Source organism: Bradyrhizobium sp. T-12 (genome assembly GCF_058314695.1).
This window is the reverse complement of the sequence record NZ_CM177756.1, coordinates 7,099,873-7,117,944: the sequence shown is the minus strand read 5'-3', so window position 1 is coordinate 7,117,944 and position 18,072 is coordinate 7,099,873. Positions and strand designations below refer to the sequence as shown.

General features: G+C 63.8%; 16 protein-coding genes. 10 read left to right on the top strand and 6 right to left on the bottom strand.

Annotated features, from left to right (window positions below; genetic code table 11):
• The first annotated feature begins 128 nt into the window (after positions 1-128).
• Together AC0WRY_RS33925 and AC0WRY_RS33920 are read left to right on the top strand one after the other, a co-directional pair.
• Positions 129-968, top strand: a complete 840-nt coding sequence (locus AC0WRY_RS33925) for a M48 family metallopeptidase (protein ID WP_194405049.1) — start codon at positions 129-131, stop codon at positions 966-968.
• 195 nt (positions 969-1,163) lie between these two features.
• Positions 1,164-1,919, top strand: coding sequence for an SDR family oxidoreductase (locus tag AC0WRY_RS33920; protein ID WP_194405048.1), 756 nt, complete (start codon positions 1,164-1,166; stop codon positions 1,917-1,919).
• Between the two features lie 156 nt (positions 1,920-2,075).
• On the opposite strand, the gene AC0WRY_RS33915 is transcribed toward AC0WRY_RS33920, so the two are convergent.
• A complete protein-coding gene (locus AC0WRY_RS33915; protein WP_491122494.1) occupies positions 2,076-4,292 on the bottom strand; it encodes a transglycosylase domain-containing protein in 2,217 nt (738 codons plus the stop codon).
• A 167-nt stretch (positions 4,293-4,459) separates the two neighbouring features.
• Between AC0WRY_RS33915 and AC0WRY_RS33910 the strand changes: the two genes are divergently transcribed.
• On the top strand, positions 4,460-4,885 hold the full coding sequence (locus AC0WRY_RS33910) for a DUF1330 domain-containing protein (protein ID WP_491122493.1): 426 nt from the start codon (positions 4,460-4,462) through the stop codon (positions 4,883-4,885).
• Positions 4,886-5,022: 137 nt separating this feature from the next.
• On the opposite strand, the gene AC0WRY_RS33905 is transcribed toward AC0WRY_RS33910, so the two are convergent.
• The 3 genes from AC0WRY_RS33905 to AC0WRY_RS33895 form a co-directional block, all read right to left on the bottom strand.
• Positions 5,023-6,249 carry an ABC transporter substrate-binding protein gene (locus AC0WRY_RS33905; protein WP_194405046.1) on the bottom strand — a complete coding sequence of 409 codons (1,227 nt, stop codon included), beginning with the start codon at positions 6,247-6,249 and terminating at the stop codon, positions 5,023-5,025.
• A 269-nt stretch (positions 6,250-6,518) separates the two neighbouring features.
• On the bottom strand, positions 6,519-7,757 hold the full coding sequence (locus AC0WRY_RS33900; protein ID WP_491122492.1) for an ABC transporter substrate-binding protein: 1,239 nt from the start codon (positions 7,755-7,757) through the stop codon (positions 6,519-6,521).
• Between the two features lie 144 nt (positions 7,758-7,901).
• On the bottom strand, positions 7,902-8,258 hold the full coding sequence (locus AC0WRY_RS33895; RefSeq protein WP_491123530.1) for a DUF1304 domain-containing protein: 357 nt from the start codon (positions 8,256-8,258) through the stop codon (positions 7,902-7,904).
• 99 nt (positions 8,259-8,357) lie between these two features.
• Between AC0WRY_RS33895 and AC0WRY_RS33890 the strand changes: the two genes are divergently transcribed.
• Complete coding sequence (locus AC0WRY_RS33890; RefSeq protein ID WP_491122491.1) at positions 8,358-8,900, top strand: methylated-DNA--[protein]-cysteine S-methyltransferase; 543 nt, start codon at positions 8,358-8,360, stop codon at positions 8,898-8,900.
• 54 nt (positions 8,901-8,954) lie between these two features.
• Here AC0WRY_RS33890 and AC0WRY_RS33885 read toward each other — a convergent pair whose 3' ends face one another.
• Positions 8,955-9,323, bottom strand: a complete 369-nt coding sequence (locus tag AC0WRY_RS33885; RefSeq protein WP_491122490.1) for a nuclear transport factor 2 family protein — start codon at positions 9,321-9,323, stop codon at positions 8,955-8,957.
• Positions 9,324-9,509: 186 nt separating this feature from the next.
• Here AC0WRY_RS33885 and AC0WRY_RS33880 point away from each other — a divergent pair, with 186 nt between their 5' ends.
• On the top strand, positions 9,510-10,409 hold the full coding sequence (locus AC0WRY_RS33880; protein ID WP_491122489.1) for a LysR substrate-binding domain-containing protein: 900 nt from the start codon (positions 9,510-9,512) through the stop codon (positions 10,407-10,409).
• A gap of 87 nt (positions 10,410-10,496) precedes the next feature.
• Here the strand turns inward: AC0WRY_RS33880 and AC0WRY_RS33875 are convergent, their stop codons facing one another.
• Positions 10,497-13,289, bottom strand: coding sequence for a [protein-PII] uridylyltransferase (locus AC0WRY_RS33875; protein ID WP_194405042.1), 2,793 nt, complete (start codon positions 13,287-13,289; stop codon positions 10,497-10,499).
• Positions 13,290-13,477: 188 nt separating this feature from the next.
• On the opposite strand from AC0WRY_RS33875, the gene AC0WRY_RS33870 reads away from it, so the two are divergent.
• The 5 genes from AC0WRY_RS33870 to AC0WRY_RS33850 all read left to right on the top strand — a co-directional run bounded on the left by AC0WRY_RS33870 (position 13,478) and on the right by AC0WRY_RS33850 (position 17,868).
• The gene (locus AC0WRY_RS33870; protein ID WP_491122488.1) at positions 13,478-14,428 is read left to right on the top strand and encodes an aliphatic sulfonate ABC transporter substrate-binding protein; all 951 of its coding nucleotides are present in this window, start codon (positions 13,478-13,480) and stop codon (positions 14,426-14,428) included.
• Between the two features lie 234 nt (positions 14,429-14,662).
• Positions 14,663-15,508: an ABC transporter permease gene (locus tag AC0WRY_RS33865; protein WP_491123529.1), complete on the top strand. Its 846-nt coding sequence runs from the start codon at positions 14,663-14,665 to the stop codon at positions 15,506-15,508.
• Positions 15,509-15,525: 17 nt separating this feature from the next.
• Positions 15,526-16,311 (top strand): ABC transporter ATP-binding protein, encoded by a 786-nt coding sequence (locus AC0WRY_RS33860; RefSeq protein WP_194405040.1) that lies wholly within the window; start codon positions 15,526-15,528, stop codon positions 16,309-16,311.
• Positions 16,312-16,366: 55 nt separating this feature from the next.
• Complete coding sequence (locus AC0WRY_RS33855; protein ID WP_194405039.1) at positions 16,367-16,876, top strand: OsmC family protein; 510 nt, start codon at positions 16,367-16,369, stop codon at positions 16,874-16,876.
• A gap of 182 nt (positions 16,877-17,058) precedes the next feature.
• The gene (locus AC0WRY_RS33850; protein ID WP_194405038.1) at positions 17,059-17,868 is read left to right on the top strand and encodes a hypothetical protein; all 810 of its coding nucleotides are present in this window, start codon (positions 17,059-17,061) and stop codon (positions 17,866-17,868) included.
• The last annotated feature ends 204 nt before the right edge of the window (positions 17,869-18,072 follow it).

Below are 18,072 nucleotides of genomic sequence, written 5' to 3'. Positions count from 1 at the left end.
AGCTTTATAGGAGTGAGTCAGCACTCACCTCTTGGGGGTGCCGCATGCATCCAGCGAGGGCGAAAAAAGCCGGTTCCAACCCCAGTCTGTAGGGTCTCCCGGAAGCCTGACCGCTGTATATTGGGCAAATGATTTGTTTTTGCGCCGAGCGCTTCCCATGGCGGCGGTTATGGCAGAATCCGGGCGCCCTCCTGCCCCCCGGACTGACAGACATGGCCACCCGCGCACTCCTTTATCGTCGGCCCCACGAACCAAAGACCGTCCTGATCACCCACGGATCGCAATTTTTTGCCATCCGATTGCGCCGGCACCGCCGCGCGCGCCGTTATACGCTCAGAATTCATCCGAGCGATCGCGAAGCCATCCTCACGATGCCGCCGCGCGGCACGCTGGCCGAAGCCAAAGACTTCGCGCAGCGTCATGGCGCGTGGATCGCCGCGCGTCTCGGTCGCTTGCCGAAGGCGGCGCCGTTCCAGCCGGGCACGGTGATACCGCTCCGCGGCACGCCACATCGCATCGTTCATCGCGCCGGCACGCGCGGCACGGTGTGGACCGAGACTCGCGATAGCGGAGAGAAGATTCTCTGCATCGCCGGCGGGCTCGAACATGTCGATCGCCGCGTCAGCGACTTCCTCAAGCGCGAGGCGCGCCGCGATCTGCAGCGTTCGGCGGAGGCCTACGCCGCCGAGCTCGGTGTCAGGGTCAAGCGCCTGTCGATCCGCGATCAGTCCAGCCGCTGGGGTTCGTGCACCTCCGCGGGCTCGCTGTCGTTCTCCTGGCGCCTGATCCTCGCGCCGCCCTTCGTGCTGGACTATCTCGCCGCCCACGAGGTCGCCCATCTCGTCGAGATGAACCACTCGGCGCGGTTCTGGCGCGTCTGCGGAAAAGTCTGCCCCTCGATGGAGCGCGCCAAGAAGTGGCTCGATACCTACGGCAACGACCTGCACCGCTACGGCGTCGAGGATTAGGGCTCGCTTTTGCCTCATCTGACGCTGTCATCGCCCGCCTTGTGCGCGAGGGCTTGCAGCCGCGCGCGCCGATGGATTGATGGGACTTTGTTCTCAGCGGCCTCGGTGTCCGACCAGCCCTTTCGCTCAAGTCGACAGCCTCTCCATTGATCGTCAATCCACGGGCATCCCCCTGATTTGTGAGGAGATCAACGGATGAACCTCGGACTGGAAGGCAAGACCGCCCTCATAACGGCGGCCAGTGGCGGAATTGGCAGCGGCATCGCCGGCTCACTGGCAGACGCGGGGGTGCGGGTCGCAATCAGTGCGCGGACGGCGGCCGCGCTGGAGAAGGTAGCCGGAGCCCTCGCCTCGCGCGCCGGCGGTCGTCCAGTGATGGTGGTGGGAGACGTGTGCGCGCAAGGCGGCCCGGCGCAAATTGCAGCCGAAGCGTCGGCCGCGCTCGGCGGGCACGTCGATATCCTCGTCAACAACGCCGGTGGGGCGAGGCCCGTGACGGGCGAGGCCGACGATGCCTTCTGGGACGAGGCGATGACGCTCAACTTCCTTGCGGCACGTCGCTTGACCGATCTCATCTCGCCGGGAATGAAGGCTCGAAACTGGGGGCGGATCGTCAACATCTCGGGTGCGCTTGTTGCGCCTAAACTCAATGGAGCAGCGCCGGCCAAGGCCGCTCTCGTCAGCTGGTCCCGAACGCTATCGTCCGAACTCGGCCCCTATGGTGTCACCGTCAACACGATCGCACCGGGCCGCATCAACACCGCTCAAATTCAGAAATTGCATCCAACGGAGCAATCGAAGGCGGACTTCATCAAGCAGAACATCCCTGCCGGCTATTTCGGGGAGCCTGAGGATATCGGGCACCTCGTCGCGTTTCTCGCCTCTCCACTCGCCCGCTACATCAATGGCGCTGCGATCCCGGTTGATGGGGGCGCGATCCGCCGGGTGTAGAACGTCAATCCCGATGGGTTGCAGCTGACGTCCAAGCCCGCACTTCGAACGTCAGTGCTTCCCCCGCAAGCCGTTGATTTGGTTAGCGCCGGCTACTGTGCATGGGGTTGTTTTCGCGGTTTTTGTGTTGAGGTCGCCAAAGCCCTCAGGCCGCGCCTATCGGTTTCCGCCGAACAACCGGTCCATCAGCCAGCCATCGAGTCCCGCCGCGGCCTCCGGCCGTGCATTGGCGCGCGTCGGCGGCGGGCGATAGCCGCCATTGTTGGCCGGCGCCGGTGCGGGCGCGATCGCTGTCGGCGGTGACACTTGCGAAGCCGCCTGCGCAAGGTTCGACAGGCCCCAGCCGCCTGGCGAGCTCGGCAAGTTTGCCACCGCCACACCCTCGTGCGCCGTCTTCATGAAGCGCGACCAGACTTCCACCGGCAGGCCGCCGCCGGTAGCCTTCTTGGTCGGCGAGTTGTCGTCATTGCCGAGCCAGACGCCGGTGACGAGGTTTGCGGTGTAGCCGATGAACCAGGCGTCGCGATAATCCTGGCTGGTGCCGGTCTTGCCGGCCGCGGGCCATCCCGGGATCTCCGCCTTCTTGGCGGTCCCTGAAACAAGCGTCTCCCGCATCATCGCGTTCATCATGCCGACATAGCGGGGGTCGATCACCGGGTTGCGCTCTTCGGGCTGGCGCATATAGAGCAGCTTGCCGCTGAGCGTCCTGATGCGCGTCACGACATGCGGCGCCACTGCGAAGCCGCCATTGGCGAAGGGCGCGTAGGCGCCGACCAGCTCGACGACCGAGACTTCCGACGTGCCGAGCGCGATCGAGGCATTGGGCTCGAGCTTTGAGGAGATGCCGAGCCGGTGCGCGGTGCGCACCACGTTCTTCGGTCCGACTTCGAGGCCGAGACGGATGGCGACGGTGTTGAGCGACATCGCCAGCGCCTGGGTCAGCGTCACCGCGCCGAAATATTCATGGGTGTAGTTCTCGGGCCTCCAGCCCTTGACCTCGATCGGCGCGTCCTGGCGCATCGTGTCCGGCGTCAGGCCCTGCTCGAGCGCCGTGAGGTACACGAACGGCTTGAAAGAGGAGCCCGGCTGTCGTTTGGCGGTGACCGCACGGTTGTACTGGCTCTCGGAATAGTTCCGTCCGCCGACCATCGCGCGCACCGCGCCGTCGGGCGTCATCGCCACCAGCGCGCCTTGGCTGACATTGAACTTCACGCTCTTGGCCGCGAGCTCGTCGATGATGGCGGCTTCCGCCACGCTCTGCAGCTTGGGATCGATCGTGGTCTCGACCTTGATGCTCTCGTCGATCTGGCCGACCAGATCGTCCAGGACTTCGCCGATCCAGTCGGCGACGTAATTGACGGTGCCGGCGCCGGCGGGCTTCACATTGTAGGAGGGATGGCCGATCGAGGCCTTGGCCTGCGCGTCGGTGATGAACTTTGCATCCGCCATCGCCGCGAGCACGATTTGCGCACGCGCTTCGGCGCCTTCGGGATTGCGGTTCGGGGCGAGGCGCGAGGGCGATTTGACGAGACCGGCCAGCATCGCCGCCTCGGCCACGGTGACGTTCTTCGCCGACTTGCCGAAATATTTTTGCGCGGCGGCTTCGACGCCGTAGGCCCCTGAGCCGAAATAGACGCGATTGAGATAGAGCTCCAGGATCTCGTCCTTAGAGTGCTTGCGTTCCAGCCAGATCGCGAGCTCCGCCTCCTGCAGCTTGCGCTGCATGGTGCGCTCCTGGGTCAGGAACAGGTTCTTGGCGAGCTGCTGCGTCAGCGTCGAGCCGCCCTGCGAGACGCCGCGATGCAGAACGTTGGTGACGAGGGCGCGCAGGATGCCGACGGGATCGATGCCGAAATGCGAATAGAAGCGGCGATCCTCGATGGCGATGAACGCCTTCGGCAAATAGGGCGGCAGGTCCTTCAGCGCGACATTGGCGCCGGCCATCTCGCCGCGCTGCGCCAGCATGCTGCCGTCGATGCCGACGATCTGGATCGTCGGCGGGCGCTTTGGAATCTCCAGCGACTGGATCGGCGGCAAATGGGCGCCGACATAGATCACGACGCCGATCACCGCGATGCCGCCCCACAGGCTCAGCACCGCGCCCCAATAGACGAGACGGCCGAGGCCGAAACCCCCACGCGACTTCGCGCGCCGCTTGGCGCCGCTCCGGCCGGCCGGCGCCTTGCGTTCGCGCGGCGGCTCGCCGCCGAGCTCTTCAGCCTTGCGCTTGGCGGATGATTTCGCTGATTTCTTCGGCTTGTCGTCGCCGCCGCCGGGAACGCGATCCGCCGCGGTCAGGCGCAGATCGGAGAGCGCCGCGGGCAAGCCGAACAGCGGCTCCTTCCGCCCACCCTTTTTCTTTCCCCACGCCATACGCAAAACGCCCGGTCAGCCCGCCCCGTCGCACGCTAGCGGTCGCTGTTTAAGGCCCGGTTACCCCGGCGTTAACGCGTGATTAGGAGGTGGGGCATTCGCACCTCGCTGTTCCGCATCCTCGGCGGCAAAGCTAAGATCGCCGGCATCAAAAAGAGGGAGCGCTCATGGGCCATATCGATCCGACCAAGGAGATTTTTGCGCAGTTCCGGGAGAACGACCGTCCCGGCCCGATACATATGCTCAACCTGGTGCGGTTGCGGGAAGAGGCGGCCTATCCGGACGGACGCAAGGCGAGCGGCGCGGAAGCCTACGCGGCCTATGGCCGCGAGAGCGGCCCGGTGTTCGAACGCCTCGGCGGCCGCATCGTCTGGCAGGGCAGGTTCGAGCTGATGCTGATCGGCCCGCAGGACGAACGCTGGGACCATTGCTTCATCGCGGAGTATCCGAGCGTCGCCGCCTTCGTCGAGATGATCCGCGACCCCGTTTATCGCGAAGCCGTGAAACATCGCCAGGCCGCGGTGGAGGATTCCCGCCTGATCCGGCACGCGGTGCTGCCCGTGGGGAAGAATTTTGGCGAGATCCCGGCGTGAATGCCGTTGGACCGATCTCTCGTGGTCGTCATGGCCGGGCTTGACCCGGCCATCCACGACTTCCTTTCGCGCCTCCAAGAACGTGGATGCCCGGGACAAGCCCGGGCATGACGTCGTTGAGGCAGCGTTCTTGAGAACTAACCCGCCGGACCCGCATCCTCCAGGATCGGGCCGAACAGCTCCCAGCGCTCGCCGTTGAACTTCATCATCTGAAGCTGCTTGTTGACGCGGTAGTCGGTCGGCGACGTATTGGCCTTGATGCCGGGCAGCGACAGGTCGAGTTCAACGTCCTTCAGGCTGGTGGCGACCTTCATGACGTTCTCGCGGGTCAGGTTGTCGCCGCATTTCTGGAGCACGTAGGCCATCAACTGCGAGGTCGAGTAGCCGTAGCTGTTGAAGCTCGAATCCTTGTCGCCGTCCGGATAGTACTTGGCCATGAACTCGAAATATTTCTTCATGCCCGGATCATCCTTCCAGCTCGGATCGAGCGGATCCTTGCCATAGTTGACGCTGATCACGCCCTTGGATGCTTCAAGTCCAGCGGGCTTCATCACGGCGCCGACCGAAGTGGCGTTGATGTCGAGAATATGCACGGGGTGCCAGTCGAGCTCGGCGATCTTCTTGATCGCCTGTGCGGCCTGTTTCGGCGTCGTGGCGCTGAAGAACAAATCGGCGCCTGCCGACTTGATCTTGAGGATCTGTGAATCGACGGTGGGATCGGACACCTCGTAGGAAGCTTCCGCGACGATCATGCTGGAGGCCTTGTCTCCAAGCCCGGCCTTGATGCCGTTCAGATAGTCTTTTCCGAGATCGTCGTTCTGGTAGAGGACGCCGACCTTCGCGTTCGGATGATTCTTGATGATGTACTGGCCGTAGATGCGGCCTTCGACGAAGTAGTTGGGATTGAAGCCCATCGTCCAGGGGAAGTTCTTGGGGTCGGTGAACTTCGATGCGCCAGTGGCCGCGAAGAGTTGCGGCACCTTCTTGGCGTTGAGATATTTCTGCACGGCCGCGTTCGAGGGGGTGCCGAGAAGCTGGAAGGTCAGCAGCACCTCATCGCTCTCGACCAGCTTGCGCACCTGCTCCACGGCCTTCGGCGGCGAATAGGCGTCGTCGTACTGGATCAGGTTGATCTTGCGGCCGTTGATGCCGCCCTGATCGTTGATCATCTTGAAGTAAGCGGCCTGGGTCTTGCCGATCGTGGCATAAGCGGAGGCGGGACCGCTGAACGGGTTGGTCTGACCGATCTTGATTTCGGTGTCCGACGCGCCGGGGTCATATTTCTTCTGGGCATTGGCCGCCGAGACCGACAGCGCCAAAGCGAGCGCCGTGCCAGTGACCAGATGCAAAAATCCGTTCCTCATTCGCAATTTCCTCGGTTTGTTATCGCGGACGATCTTTCCATCGCCCCGTCGGCGGCGGACGTCATCGCTGGGCGGGAGTGTGGCGGAGGCTCTGCTGCGACGCAAGATTACATGCTGGTCACGAAAGTGACTTTAGTCGAACCGACGCTGGGACCTTCAGGTATGGTTGACGGCGCGGCCGGCCGCGGAAAGCAGGACGCCCGCACCCCGGGGAGGGCGAGCGTCCGTTACGTGCTCTGTCCGGGCAGAGGCGAGGTATCCGGGTCTCGCTAGCCCGACGGTCCCGTGTCCTCGATGATCGGTCCGAACAGCTCCCAGCGTTCGCCGTTGAACTTCATCATCTGCATCTGCTTGTTGACGCGGAAGTCGTTCGGCCCGGTGTTGATCTTGATGCCGGGGAGCGCGAAGCTCGGCGTGAAGTTCTTGATGTTGGCGACCTGCTTCATGATGTTCTCACGCGTCAAGTCGTCGCCGCATTGCTTCAGGACCTGCACCAGCAACTCCGCCACCGAATAGGCATAGGTGTTGACGGTGTTGAGCTTGTCGCCTTCCGGGAAGTACTTGTCCATGAAGGCGAAGAAGGCCTTCACGCCGGGATCGTCCTTCCACTGCGGATCGCTCGGCTCCTTGCCATATTGGGTCGAGATGATGCCCTTGGAGATGTCGAGGCCGGCCGGCTTCAGCGTCGCCGAGATCGGGCTCGCATTGATGTCGAGGATGTGCACCGGCGTCCAGCCGAGGTCGGCCAGCTTCTTGATCGCCTGCGCCGCGAATTTCGGCGTCGAGGCATCGAAGAACACGTCGACACCCATCGACTTCAGCTTGACCACCTGGGAGTCGACGGTCGGGTCGGTGACCTCGTAGGAGACTTCGCCGACGATCATGTTGGCCTTGTCGCCGAGGCCGCTCTTGAGGCCCGCGAGATAGTCGCGGCCCATGTCGTCGTTCTGGTAGAGCACGCCGATCTTGGCGTTCGGATGCTCCTTGAGAATGTATTTGGCGTAGATCCGTCCCTCGGACACGTAATTGGGATTGTAGGCGATGGTCCAGGGATAGTTCTGCGGATCGTTGAAGCGCGCCGCGCCGGTCGAGGCCAGCAACTGCGGGACCTTCTTGCCGTTCAGATATTTCTGCACGGCCGCGTTCGCCGCGGTGCCGATCAGCTGGAAGGTGAACAACACCTCGTCGCCCTCGACCAGCTTGCGCACCTGCTCGACCGTTTTCGGCGGCGAATAAGCGTCGTCATACTGGATCAGGTTGATCTTGCGGCCGTTGATGCCGCCCTGATCGTTGATCATCTTGAAATAGGCGGCCTGGGTCTTGCCGATATTGGCGTAGACGGAATAGGGGCCGGAGAACGGCACGGTCTGGCCGATCTTGATCTCGGTGTCGCTCGCCCCGATGTCGTATTTCTTCTGCGCGAAGGCCTGGCTTACAAAGGCTTGGTTCGCGGCGAACGCGACGGCGAGCGCCGCCGTGGCAGCTAGAAAGGCTCTGCGATTGTTCATGTGGGTGTTCCTCCAGACGGAATTTTCCGCCGATGGTCTTTTTCCGCTGATTGCAACGGCCGCCATCGCTGCCGAAGATTGTGGAGGAAGGTTCGCCGCCGCGCAAGGATCGCGGCGCTGCGCCGTAGCGTCTCAGGCCAGAAGCTAAGCCAGGAACAGCGCCGCCAGCGCGATCGCCGCCGGCAGCGCCTGCACCATCAGGATGCGGCTGCTGACGGTCGCGGCGCCATAGCCGCCGGCCACGATCACGCAAAGCAGGAAGAACGCCTTGATCTGGAACGCGAAGGCCGGGTTGCCGTGGACGAGACCCCAGATCAGTCCGGCCGCGAGGAAGCCGTTATAGAGACCTTGATTGGCGGCCAGCACCTTCGTGATCTCGGCCTTCTCAGGCGTGTTGCGAAACACCTTCAGGCCCTGTGGCTTGTCCCAGAGAAACATCTCCAGGATCAGGAAGAAGACGTGCAGCGCGGCGACCAGCGCCACCAGGACATTGGCGATCAGAATCAAGGTGAGCTCCCCCAAAGCGTCAGCTTTCGGGTGGACGTTACCATGGCCGGCATGGCAAGTGCGATGGGCGTGTTTCGATGCAATGGTGCCGCAATGGCCAGTCGGTCAACCAAATCCTCAGTCAGCTTCGGCCTCGATCGCCTGACGACGCCGATCGGCACCGCGCTGCTCGTCACCGACGCGGAAGGCGCGCTGCGCGCGCTGGATTGGGATGATTACGAGCACCGGATGCGAGAGCTCCTGCGCCTGCACTACGGCGTGGTGGAGCTGCGTGACCGGCCTGCGCCCGTTTCCATGCGGACGGCGCTGTCAGGCTATTTCGACGGCGATCTCGGCCAGCTCTCGGGCATCGCATGGCGCATCGCCGGCACCCCGTTCCAGCAGAAGGTCTGGACCGCGCTCGCGCAAATCCCTGCGGGCACCACGATGAGCTATGGCGCACTCGCCGCGAAGATCGACCTGCCCAAAGCCATTCGCGCCGTCGGCCATGCCAACGGCTCCAATCCGATCAGCGTGGTGCTGCCATGTCATCGGCTGATCGGGGTGGATGGTTCGCTGGTGAAGTATGGCGGCGGGCTCGAACGCAAACGCTGGCTGCTGCGGCACGAGGGGGTAAAGATCCGGGAGTCCCTTTGAGAACGAGCGATCGTCGGGCGATCTCTTGGATGTTCTCCCTCTATGCCGAACTCGTCAGATTTCCGACGTCATCACCTTCTGCACGATCTTCCAGGTTCCATTCACCTTTAAGCACGACAACAGGTCCGTGAAGGAACGCGGCGGAATTTGCAGTTTCACCTTCAAGAGCGCGAGCTCTCTCTCGACATCTATCGACACGATCTGATCATCGCGCTCGCAGCCCTGTTGCTTCGGAGCCTTCATGTTGCGGACCATTGCCAGCCAGGCCGCAATCGGCGTCACGCCGACATTGCCGTCCTCGGCGACCTTCGTCACGGAACTCGATGGGTGGAATATGGACGCAAATTTCTCGGCATCCATTTCATAGGCAGCATCGAAATAGGTCTGCGCCAGGGAGCGCAAGGCAGAAACGTCCGTGTCCATGGTCTTCCTCGAGTTGTCGTGCCGGACTCATTCATGCGGCTCGGTCGGCTGTGCTGAGCCTCGACCTGCCCTGCGTTCAGGAAAGCTGCTGCAAGTCGTCTCGTTGCCCGCAAAGACCTACGGCAAAGTGCCTCATGAAACTAGATACCTTGCTTGGCATAGGCTCGTGAGCAATATTCATGAACGATGACCAACGAAATGAACGAACTCGCCGCGTTTGCGGTCGTAGCCAACGAACGAAGCTTTACACGCGCTGCGATAAAGCTCGGTGTATCCCAATCTGCCTTGAGCCATACAATCCGGAGACTGGAGCAGCGGCTAGAGTTGAAGCTGCTCGCCCGAACGACTAAGAGCGTTGCGCCGACCGCCGCCGGGGCAGCCCTTTTGGAAGACTTGTCTCCGGCCCTCGAGCAAATTCGTCAGGCCCTCGACAAGGCCCGAAGCGTTCGGCGTCGGCCCCAAGGCCGCCTTCGAATCGTGATGTCACGATCGGCCGCCGTGATGGTCTTATTGCCGCGGCTGAGAGCTTTCGCTGAGGCCTACCCTGACATCGTTCTGGACATTGTCACCGTCACTGGTCCCGTGGATCTTGTGGCGGGCGAGTTCGATGCCGGTATTCAGCTTGGCGAGTACATCCAAAAGGACATGATCGCGGTTCGTCTCACGCCCGATCTGCGGCTGGCGGTCGTAGGTTCGCCGCGATATTTCGCTTCACGACGCATTCCCGAAAATCCAAAGGACCTTAACGATCATCGGTGCATTACCTTGCGTCTTGCGAGCGGTCCATATCGGTGGGAGTTCGAGCAGGGTCGAAAGTCGGTCACGATCAACGTGAACGGCCCGCTGATCATTGACGATACTCACCTGGTGATCCAGGCGGCGCTCGCCGGGGTTGGTGTCGGACTCGCCTATGAGGAGCAGGTCGCCGGGTATGTTGCGCAGCGCCGTCTTATCAGGGTGCTGGAGGACTGGACGCCGCCAATCCCCGGCTTCTTCATGTACTATCCCAGTCGTCAGCATCAACCGGCTGCGTTGCCTGCGCTAGTGAACGCTCTACGACTTTCCGGACAAAGGTCGGTGCGATGATCAGGAGAGGGGGAAGGCGTGGCCTGCCGGCCTCTTCCCTTCTCAATCCGGGCGCCGCACCGCGGCCAGTCCGGACATGAGGAAAACTCACGCCGCCGGCGCCGCAACCGCCTTGTCGCCGGCCATCACATGGGTCAGCGCGCTCTTGATCGCGGCCTGGCGTGTCGGTGCGCTGATCTGGGCGCCGAGGAGGTCGGTGACGTAGAACACGTCGCGCGCGCGCTCGCCGAAGGTCGCGACGTGAGCTGACGCAATGTTGAGGTTGAGCTTGGAGATCGCGGTGGTCAGCTCGTAGAGCAGGCCGGGCCGGTCGAGGCCCGAGACCTCGATCACGGTGTAGCGGTCGGACCATTGGTTGTTGATGGTCACTTCCGGCTCGATCACGAAGGGTTTTGCCTTGCTGCGCACGGTGCGGCGGGCCACCACCTCGGGCAGGCGCAGCTTGCCTTCCAGCACGTCCTCGATCATCTCGCCGATGCGGGTGGCGCGCCGTCCCTCGTCCTCGTCGCGGTCGTATTCCCGGGAGATCGAGATCGTGTCGAGCGCGCGGCCGTCGGTCGTGGTGTAGATCTGGGCGTCGACGATGTTGGCGCCGGCCGAGGCGCAGGCGCCCGCGATGATCGACAGCAGCCAAGGATGGTCGGCCGCGAAGATCGTGAGCTCGGTGACGCCGCGCACCTCGTCGAAGCCGACATTGATCGCGAGCTTGTGGCCGGCCTGCTCGCTGGAGCGGACGAAGCGCGCGTGGCGGATTTTTCGCGGCAGCTCGACCTTGAGCCAATAGGCCGGATAGTGCCGGCCGATATAGGCGTCAAGCTCCTCCGCCGGCCATTCTGCGAAGGCCATGCGGAATTCTGCGTGGGCGGACGCAAGACGTTTGCCCCGGTCGACCTCCGAGAAGCCGCCTGTGAGCACCGGCTCGGTCTCATAATACAGCGAGCGCAGCAGCTGCGCCTTCCAGCCGTTCCACACGCCCGGACCGACGCCGCGAATGTCCGCGGTGGTCAGGATCGTCAGGAGCTTCATCTGCTCGACCGACTGCACCACTGCTGCGAAATTCTCGATGGTCTTGCGATCCGAGAGGTCGCGCGACTGCGCGACCGTGGACATCGTCAGATGCTCCTCGATCAGCCAGGCGATGAGCTCGGTGTCGGCCGGGCTGAAGCCGAGCCGCGGGCAGAGCCGGCGCGCGACCTTGGCGCCGGCGATCGAGTGGTCCTCCGGCCGGCCCTTTGCGACGTCATGCAGCAACGTGGCGATATAGATCACCGCGCGGTGCTCGGGCCGCGTCTTGCGCATGAGGTCGCTGGCGAGCGTGAACTCCTCGACGCCGCCGCGCTCGATGTCCTGGAGGAAGCCGATGCAGCGGATCAGATGCTCGTCAACGGTGTAGTGATGATACATGTTGAACTGCATCATCGAGACGATCTTGCCGAAGGCGCGGATGAAGTGGCCGAGCACACCGGTCTCGTTCATCCGCCGCAGCACGATCTCGGCGTTGTCGGAGGTCAGGATCTCCATGAACAGCCGGTTGGCCTCGGGATTTTCGCGCATTTGCGCATTGATCAGGCCGAGCGAGCGTGTGACGTCGCGCATCGCATCCGGATGGAAGGCGAGGTTGTTCTTCTGCGCGAGCCGGAAGATCCGGATCAGATTGACCGGATCGTGTTTGAAGACATCCGGGGCTGCGACGTTGATGCGGTTGTTGTCGACGATGAAGTCGTCGCTGTCGGGGACGCGCCGCTTCGCCGCGGTCGGCCGCAGCCGCGCCATCATCCGGCTCAGCACCGGCGCGGGCTTGGCCTGCTGGTCCTCGAGCTTGGCGCAGAGGATGGCGGTGAGGTTGCCGACCTCCTTGGCGACAAGGAAATAGTGCTTCATGAAGCGCTCGACGTCCTGCATGCCGGGATGCGAGGTGTAGCCGAGCCGTACCGCGATCTCGCGCTGGAGGTCGAAGGAGAGGCGTTCTTCGGCGCGACCAGAATAGAAATGCAGATTGCAGCGCACCGACCACAGGAAGTCGGCGCAGCGGCGGAAGCTGCGATATTCCTGCGCGTCGAACACCCCGCGCTCGACCAACTCGTCGGTGTCGCGCACGCGGTAGACGTATTTGGCGATCCAGAACAGCGTGTGCAGGTCGCGCAAGGCGCCCTTGCCGTCCTTGACGTTGGGCTCGACCAGATAGCGCGACTGGCCGCCGCGCCGATGGCGCTCCTCGCGCTCGGCGAGCTTCGCGGTGACGAATTCCGACGCGGTGCCCTGCACCACCTCCTTGTCGAAGCGCGCGACCAACTCGTCGTAGAGCGGCTTGTCGCCGGTCAGGAAGCGGGTCTCCAGGATGGCGGTGCGGATCGTCATGTCGCCGCGTGCCTGCCGGATCGATTCGTCCACCGAGCGCGTGGCGTGGCCGACCTTCAGCCCCATGTCCCACAGGCAGTAGAGGATGGCTTCGGCGACCTGCTCGCCCCAGGCGGTCTGCTTGTAGGGCAGGATGAACAAGAGATCGATGTCGGATTCGGGCGCCATCAGGCCGCGGCCGTAGCCGCCGGTCGCGACCACCGCCATGCGCTCGGCGCCGCTCGGGATCGGCGAACGGTAGAGATGACGGGTCGCCGCCGAATACAGGATGCGGATGATCTCGTCCTGGACGTGACAGAGCCGCTCGGCGCAGCGGCGGCCGTGGCGGTCCTTCAGGAGGATGTCCTGCGCCGCGGCGCGCGCCGCGACCAGCTCGGCCTTGAGCAATTGCGCCATGGCCGTGCGGAACGCGTCTTCGCGTCCCCCATGCTTTTCGACAAGCGCATCGACGGCGGCGGTGATCCGCGCAGTATCGAAACGCTCGTCCACCTCGGCCTTGTGCTCAGTCGCGACGCTGTCCATGCCTCACCGGATATAAGAGGTGACAGGCGCTGTCACCCGCCATTCTCTGGCAATAGTCGTTCCATGCTGGAAAGCGGCGGCTTCGGGCAAATCTGTTCTCGGCCGGCGGGCTTTCAAGGGGCGGATTTTCTCGTTGATTTCTAGATTTAACTCATTGAAAAACAATGAAGTTTTGGAGGAGGCTGGGCATGACTGGGATGACACGGCGCATTCTGCTGGCAGGCGCGATTGCGCTCGCGGTGGCGCCTGCGGCAAAGGCGGCGGATCCGCTCAAGGAAATCCGCATCGACTGGGCGACCTACAACCCGGTATCGATGGTCCTGAAGCAGAAGGGCCTCTTGGAGAAGGAGTTCGCCAAGGACGGTATCACCATCACCTGGGTGCAGTCGGCCGGCTCCAACAAGGCACTCGAATTCCTCAATGCCGGCTCGATCGATTTCGGCTCGACCGCGGGGTCGGCGGCGCTGGTGGCCAAGATCAACGGCAACCCGATCAAGTCGATCTACGTCTATTCGCGCCCTGAGTGGACCGCGCTCGTGACGGGCAAGGATTCCAAGATCGCTGGCGTTGCCGATCTCAAGGGCAAGCGCGTCGCGGTGACGCGCGGCACCGATCCGCACATCTTCCTGGTCCGCGCGCTGCTCAGCGCCGGCCTCACCGAAAAGGACATCACGCCGGTGCTGCTGCAGCACGCCGACGGCAAGACCGCGCTGATCCGCGGCGACGTCGATGCCTGGGCCGGCCTCGATCCGATGATGGCGCAGGCCGAGGTCGAGGAAGGCGCAAAGCTGTTCTATCGCAAGGCGGACGCCAACACCTGGGGCATCCTCAATGTGCGCGAGCAGTTCTTGAAGGATCATCCGGACGCCGCCCGCCGCGTGCTTGCGGTTTACGAGGAGGCGCGAAAGTACTCGCTGGCCAATTACGACGATCTGAAGAAGACCTTCATCGCCGTGACCAAGCTTCCCGAGGCCGTCGTCGACAAGCAGCTCAAGGAGCGCACCGAGCTCACCCATAGCCGCATCGGCGCACCCCAGCGCGAGTCGATCCTCGCCGCCGGCCTCGCCCTGCAGCAGGCCGGCGTCGTCGATGCCAAGGTCGACGTGAAGGCGACGCTGGATGCCTTGATCGACGATTAGGTGCCGTTGCCGACGAATTGATCTTCTTTTACCCTCCCCCCTTGTGGGGGAGGGTGGCTTCGCAAAGCGAAGCCGGGTGAGGGGTATCTATCCTCACGATCAGTGTTGCGAGTGGAGAGAACCCCTCATCCGGCGCTTCGCGCCACCTTCTCCCACAAGGGGAGAAGGAAGGGCAGCGGTGGCCGCGGCAAGAGTAGTGTTGCATTCCCCGACCAGACGCGCTTGCTAATGGCCATGATCTCCGACGCGCCAGTGCTGCAACAGACCTCGGAACCAGCGGAAAGCGCTGCCTTGCCTTCGCGCCTGTCGCGCTATGCGCGGCCGATGTTGGGGCTGCTGCTGCCATTGATCCTCGCGCTCGGCTGGGAACTCCTAGTCTGGCTCGGCTGGTCCAACGGCCGGCTGGTGCCGCCGCCCTCGCGCGTGTTTGCCACCATTACCGAGCTTGCCCGTTCCGGCGAGCTGGTCCGCCACATCACCGCGACGCTGTGGCGCGTCGCGCTAGGCTTCGCCTTCGGCGTGGTCGCAGGCACGGTGCTCGGCGCCATCTCCGGCTATTGGTCGCTGGCGCGGCGGCTTCTTGATCCCACCGTACAAGCCTTGCGCGCGATCCCGTCGCTGGCCTGGGTGCCGCTGTTCATTCTCTGGCTTGGCATTTTCGAGACCTCGAAGATCGCGCTGATCGCGGTCGGCGTGTTCTTCCCGGTCTATCTCGGCGTGATGGGCGCGATCCTCTCGGTGGACCGCAAGATCGTCGAGGTCGGCCGCACGTTCCGCCTGTCCGGGCCGGCCATGATCCGCCGCATCCTGCTGCCTGCGGTGCTGCCGGCCTATGTCGTGTCCTTGCGCGTCGGTCTCGGCCTCGGCTGGATGTTCGTGGTGGCCGCCGAGCTGATCGGCGCCTCCGAGGGCCTCGGCTATCTCCTGCTCGACGGCCAGCAGCTCGGCAAGCCCGCGCAGATCCTCGCCGCGATCGTGATCTTCGCCATCCTCGGCAAGCTCACGGATTGGCTGATCGAGATTGCCGCAGCGCCGTTCCTGCGCTGGCAGGACGCCTTCGGGCGTGCCAAAGAAACTTGACAAGGGGGCGTAACGCGATGCTGGCGCTCGACCGGGTCAGCAAGACCTATCCCAACGGCGTGCATGCGCTGGCGCGCTTCTCCGCAGAGATCAAGCAGGGCGAGATCATCGCCATCATCGGCGGCTCCGGCTGCGGCAAGTCCACTTTGCTCCGCGCCATTGCCGGTCTCGACCGCGCCAGCTCGGGCACGGTGAGCCTCGACAACGAGGCGATCTCTTCGCCGCATGCCAAGATCGGCATCATCTTCCAGGAGCCGCGGCTGCTGCCTTGGCTCAGCGTGGCCGACAATATCGGGTTTGGCCTTGCCGACCTGCCTGCGGTCGAGCGGCGCCAGAAGGTCGCGCGCGCGCTCGAGCGCGTCGGCCTCGCCGAGAAGGCGCAGGCCTGGCCGCGCGAGCTGTCGGGCGGGCAGGCCCAACGCGTCGCGATCGCACGCGCGCTGGTGCCACAGCCGGAGGTGCTCCTGCTCGACGAGCCGTTCTCGGCGCTCGACGCCTTCACCCGCCGCGACCTTCAGGATCATCTGCTCGACCTCTGGGCCGACACGCGACCGACGCTGATCCTCGTCACGCATGACGTCGACGAGGCCGTGGTGCTGGCTGACCGCGTGCTGGTGATGCGGCCGCGGCCGGGCCGGCTGTTCGACCAGATCGAGATCAATCTCGGCCGCCCGCGCGACCGCAATTCGCCGCTGTTCGAGACTTTCAAGCGAAGTGTGCTGACGTCACTCGACCGGTCGCTCGACCGCAACGTGCCCGACCGTGACGCAACCCAGGGTCCCGGTCAGGCCATGTGGTGGTGACAATTTCTCTCTAAGCCGGTACATCGAAGAGCAATTTTTCCCGGGAGAGAACGAGATGGATGCCGCAGAGCTGCGCCAGATGCAGGCCCCGATCAAGGAGCGCTACAAGACCGATCCCAAGACCGCGCTGATCACACTGAAGGCCAAGGGCTCGACCGACAGCGAGGGCATCGCCTGCAAGGTCGAGACCGGCCGCGCCATCGCGCTTGCGGGCCTGCATCCGGCCACTGGCGGCTCCGGCCTCGAGCTCTGCTCCGGCGACATGCTGCTCGAAGCCCTGGTCGCCTGTGCCGGTGTCACCCTGAAATCGGTGGCGACCGCGATCGAGGTGCCCTTGAAGACCGGAAATGTCTATGCCGAGGGCGATCTCGATTTCCGCGGCACGCTCGGCATCGACAAGGAGACGCCTGTCGGCTTCGCCGAGATCCGCTTGCGCTTCGAGGTGGACACCGACGCGCCGCAGGACAAGCTCGATCTCCTGCTCAAGCTCACCGAGCGCTATTGCGTGGTCTATCAGACCATCAAGAACGGCCCGAAGGTCTCGGTGTCGATGCAGCGGATGTGAGGCGAGGGTCGTAACCCGATCATTGGTGTCGTCCTGGGGCGCGCCGCCTGGCGTGAGCCCGGGACCCATAATCCCAGGCCGTCGCGATTTCAGACGGTTGTTTGCCTTAGCTCTTAAATTACGCCGGCCTGTGGCTATGGATTCCGGGCGCGCGCTTCGCGCGCCCCGGAATGACAGATAGAATGTCCCCCGACCTCCACTTCATCCTCCTCCTTGTCCTGCGCATGGCGATCGCGGCGACCTTCGTCGTGACGGCGTCGATCATCACCGAGCGGTCGGGGCCGGTGATCGGCGCGCTGGTCGCGACCCTGCCGATCTCGGCCGGTCCTTCCTACGTCTTTCTCGCGCTCGACCACGACGCCGCCTTCATCGCGCAAGGCTCGCTCGCGAGTCTTCCGATCAATGCGGCGACGATCTTCATGTGCCTCACTTACGTCGTGCTGGCGCAGCGGCACAGCCTTCTGGTGAGTTGCGGCAGTGCGGTCGCGGTCTGGATCGTGCTGGCTTCCATCATCCGTCAGTTCGACTGGTCGCTCACCGCGGGGCTCGCCGCGAACCTGATCGCCTTCGGCATCTGCATTCCCCTGCTGGCCGGCTACCGCCACGTGAAGATGCCGCTGGTGACGCGCCGCTGGTACGACGTGCCGATGCGAGCTGCGCTGGTGGCGACCCTCGTCGCCATCGTGGTCTCGACCTCGGGCTGGGTCGGTCCCCGCATCAGCGGCATCATCGCGCTGTATCCCGTGGTGTTCTCCAGCATCATGGTGATCCTGCATCCGCGGATCGGTGGCCCGCCGACCGCCGCGGTGCTCGCCAACTCCGCCTGGGGCCTGCTCGGATTCGGCACGGCGATCGCCGTTCTACACGTTGCGGTCGTGTTATTCGGCTCGGCCGTCGGCCTGTGTCTCGCGCTCGGCACCTGTATCGCCTGGAACCTGACGCTGTGGGCGATCGGCCGGCGAGCAATGCACATGGCGCGACGACAGCCGTGAGACTACGGACATGCGCGACACCCCGTCGCGAAAAGTCGTTCCGGCGTGCCCGATTGGCGATGCCGCATCTTCGCAAGCCATTGAATGAGATGCGTCATTTCAAGTCGTGACGCCGGCCGGGACTGACTGCTACACGGGCGGGGGCCGTTCCACTTCCGCTGATTTCCGACACTTCTATTAGAACTTTGTTCGAGCTTTTCCCTT

What these genes read in the sequence shown, in the direction of transcription:
- AC0WRY_RS33925 (WP_194405049.1), top strand. Translation starts at nt 129, where the DNA reads ATGATTTGTTTTTGCGCCGAGCGCTTCCCATGGCGGCGGTTATGGCAG.
- AC0WRY_RS33920 (WP_194405048.1), top strand. Translation starts at nt 1,164, where the DNA reads ATGAACCTCGGACTGGAAGGCAAGACCGCCCTCATAACGGCGGCCAGT.
- AC0WRY_RS33915 (WP_491122494.1), bottom strand. Translation starts at nt 4,292, where the DNA reads ATGGCGTGGGGAAAGAAAAAGGGTGGGCGGAAGGAGCCGCTGTTCGGC.
- AC0WRY_RS33910 (WP_491122493.1), top strand. Translation starts at nt 4,460, where the DNA reads ATGGGCCATATCGATCCGACCAAGGAGATTTTTGCGCAGTTCCGGGAG.
- AC0WRY_RS33905 (WP_194405046.1), bottom strand. Translation starts at nt 6,249, where the DNA reads ATGAGGAACGGATTTTTGCATCTGGTCACTGGCACGGCGCTCGCTTTG.
- AC0WRY_RS33900 (WP_491122492.1), bottom strand. Translation starts at nt 7,757, where the DNA reads ATGAACAATCGCAGAGCCTTTCTAGCTGCCACGGCGGCGCTCGCCGTC.
- AC0WRY_RS33890 (WP_491122491.1), top strand. Translation starts at nt 8,358, where the DNA reads ATGGCCAGTCGGTCAACCAAATCCTCAGTCAGCTTCGGCCTCGATCGC.
- AC0WRY_RS33885 (WP_491122490.1), bottom strand. Translation starts at nt 9,323, where the DNA reads ATGGACACGGACGTTTCTGCCTTGCGCTCCCTGGCGCAGACCTATTTC.
- AC0WRY_RS33880 (WP_491122489.1), top strand. Translation starts at nt 9,510, where the DNA reads ATGACCAACGAAATGAACGAACTCGCCGCGTTTGCGGTCGTAGCCAAC.
- AC0WRY_RS33875 (WP_194405042.1), bottom strand. Translation starts at nt 13,289, where the DNA reads ATGGACAGCGTCGCGACTGAGCACAAGGCCGAGGTGGACGAGCGTTTC.
- AC0WRY_RS33870 (WP_491122488.1), top strand. Translation starts at nt 13,478, where the DNA reads ATGACTGGGATGACACGGCGCATTCTGCTGGCAGGCGCGATTGCGCTC.
- AC0WRY_RS33865 (WP_491123529.1), top strand. Translation starts at nt 14,663, where the DNA reads ATGATCTCCGACGCGCCAGTGCTGCAACAGACCTCGGAACCAGCGGAA.
- AC0WRY_RS33860 (WP_194405040.1), top strand. Translation starts at nt 15,526, where the DNA reads ATGCTGGCGCTCGACCGGGTCAGCAAGACCTATCCCAACGGCGTGCAT.
- AC0WRY_RS33855 (WP_194405039.1), top strand. Translation starts at nt 16,367, where the DNA reads ATGGATGCCGCAGAGCTGCGCCAGATGCAGGCCCCGATCAAGGAGCGC.
- AC0WRY_RS33850 (WP_194405038.1), top strand. Translation starts at nt 17,059, where the DNA reads ATGTCCCCCGACCTCCACTTCATCCTCCTCCTTGTCCTGCGCATGGCG.